The sequence below is a fragment of the Clostridium sp. genome (assembly GCF_016650095.1).
GTDB lineage: Bacteria > Bacillota > Clostridia > Clostridiales > Clostridiaceae > Clostridium_AD.
The window spans coordinates 1-2,333 of sequence record NZ_JAENWL010000432.1; the positions used below are offsets into that span (position 1 = coordinate 1).

Annotated in this window: 2 protein-coding genes; both read left to right on the forward strand. The window is 31.3% G+C overall.

Going from position 1 to position 2,333, the window contains the following annotated elements; translation table 11 throughout:
* Positions 1 to 177 precede the first annotated feature (177 nt).
* Complete coding sequence (cbiB, locus tag JJE11_RS17495; protein WP_291637946.1) at positions 178 to 1,143, forward strand: adenosylcobinamide-phosphate synthase CbiB; 966 nt, start codon at positions 178 to 180, stop codon at positions 1,141 to 1,143.
* Between the two features lie 4 nt (positions 1,144 to 1,147).
* Positions 1,148 to 2,332, forward strand: coding sequence for a glutamyl-tRNA reductase (gene hemA / locus JJE11_RS17500; RefSeq protein ID WP_291637948.1), 1,185 nt, complete (start codon positions 1,148 to 1,150; stop codon positions 2,330 to 2,332).
* Position 2,333: the final 1 nt, after the last annotated feature.

Genomic DNA, 2,333 nt, shown 5'->3' on the forward strand with positions numbered 1-2,333 from the left:
GGGGACAGTTAACAACTAATTTAAAAATAAGTTCAAAAGGCATTAACTGTCCCCAAAGAAACGCAAAGAAACGAAAGCAAAGAAACGAGAGAAACGAAAGTAACAAGTAGGAATAAATAAGTAAGCAAAAACAAGTTGAAACAAGTAGAAATAAGCAGTAGATAGTGAGGAATTAACATGGAAATACTATTGGTAACGAATGTAGTAGATTTAATATTAGCGGTTATGTTAGACTTATTAATTGGAGATCCATATTGGTTTCCACACCCAATAATTTATATAGGAAAACTTATTTCTGAAATGGAAAAGCTCGGCAGAAAGGTATGCAAGACTCATAAGCAAATTAAAACTTTTGGAGGAATTATTGTAACTACAGTAGCATTTTTTAGTTTTATAGTACCCTTTATAATTTTGATGATGTCTAAAGAGTTTTTTTTGATATACCATATTCTCAATATAATATTGCTCTGGACAACAATAGCTACTAAATGCCTTCATAAAGAAGGTAAAAAGGTGTATGATTCTTTACTTAAAAATGATGCTGATGACGCAAGAGTTAAATTATCTTACCTTGTAGGGAGAGATACAAAAGATCTTAATGAATATGAAATAGTAAGAGCTGATGTGGAGACAATTGCAGAAAATACAGCGGATGGTGTTATAGCTCCTATTTTATATGCAATACTAGGGGGAGCACCTTTAGCTATGATGTATAAGGGTATAAATACTATGGATTCAATGCTTGGATATATGAATGAAAAATATAAACATATTGGATTTTTCCCTGCTAAAACAGATGATGTATTTAATTTCATACCAGCTAGAGTAACAGGATTTTTAATTTGTTTGGCAGCACCATTGGTTGGGGGAAATATTGTAGAGAGTTTAAAGGTAATGATAAGAGATAGAAAAAATCATAAAAGCCCTAATTGTGCTTATCCAGAAGGGGCAGCGGCAGGGGCTATGAGGGTTCAATTAGGTGGTACGAATGTATATTTTGGAGAAAAAATGTATAAACCAACTATAGGAAATAAAATAAAAGATTTGGGTAAAGAACATATAATAGATACAATAAAACTAATGTATGGCGCGATGTTTTATTTAGTAACACTATACTCAGTTATGATGTATTTTTGGAGATGATGAAATGATACAACTTATAGGACTAAAGCAAGATGTTAAAATAGAAATCAGGGAGAAGTTTTCCATTATACCAAAACGTCAAGAAAAGTGCTTAGTAGCTCTTTTAAATATTTGCGAAGAGGCAGTTATTTTAAGTACATGTAATAGGACGGAAATATATTTTAAATCCAAGGATGAAGATATTGTAGAAAAAATTTTTGAAGCACTAAATTGGGATAAAACTTTAATAAAGTGTGTAGAAAGTTATAAGGAAGAGAAAGCAATAAAGCATTTAATGGATGTTGTTTGTGGATTTGATTCACAATTACTTGGAGAGGATCAAATTTTAGGACAGGTTCGGGATGCTTATTATGTTGCAAAAGGTTCAAAAACAAATTGCAAGGAACTTCAGAGACTTTTTGAGAATGCTATTGCTTGTGGCAAGGAGTTTAGAACTAAATCTAAAATAAGTGATATACCAGTTTCATCATCTTCCATGGTAGTTAAACAGGCATTGGGTAGAGGACATAAAAACTTTATAATTTTAGGATATGGAGCGGTAGGGGAATTAACCACAAAATATATATTAGAAGGTAAAATAGATTTATTATATATTGCAGTTAGAGATATTCAAAAGGTTAATATAGAAGACGTCAGAGTGAAAATAATACCTTTTAAGGATATAAATAAATATTATGAAGCGGTGGATTGTGTTATATCTTGTACATCTGCTCCTCATACGGTGGTTCATTTAAAGGAGTTGCCTAACAAGAACTTATTATTATTCGATTTGGCTGTACCAAGGGATATTGAAGAAATAGTAAATAAAAATCCATTATATGAAGTATATGACATAGATAAGCTAGTCGGCATCCATGATAGTAATTACAAAAAAAGAGAAGTAGCAATGAAGAATAATAGATACATTGTGGATAAAGCTATAAAAGAATATAAAGAGTGGAAAGCTATAAAAGAGCTATCACCATTTATAAATAAGATAAAACATAATGGTGAGGGTGTTTACAAAGAAAGGCTAGAGACTTTTAAGCACAAGAAAGGTACTAAAGATAATGAAAAATTAGCAGAGATACTTTTGAAGAGTACTTCAAATGCATATGTAAATAGAGCTATAGAGGTATTGAAGGAGGAACATTTGAAAGGGAGGTCTAAAGTGTGCGAGGACATAATAAGCAGGATTTTTCAGCTTTAAA

Coding starts and splice junctions, on each gene's coding strand:
- hemA (WP_291637948.1), top strand. CDS start 1,148: ATGATACAACTTATAGGACTAAAGCAAGATGTTAAAATAGAAATCAGG.
- cbiB (WP_291637946.1), top strand. CDS start 178: ATGGAAATACTATTGGTAACGAATGTAGTAGATTTAATATTAGCGGTT.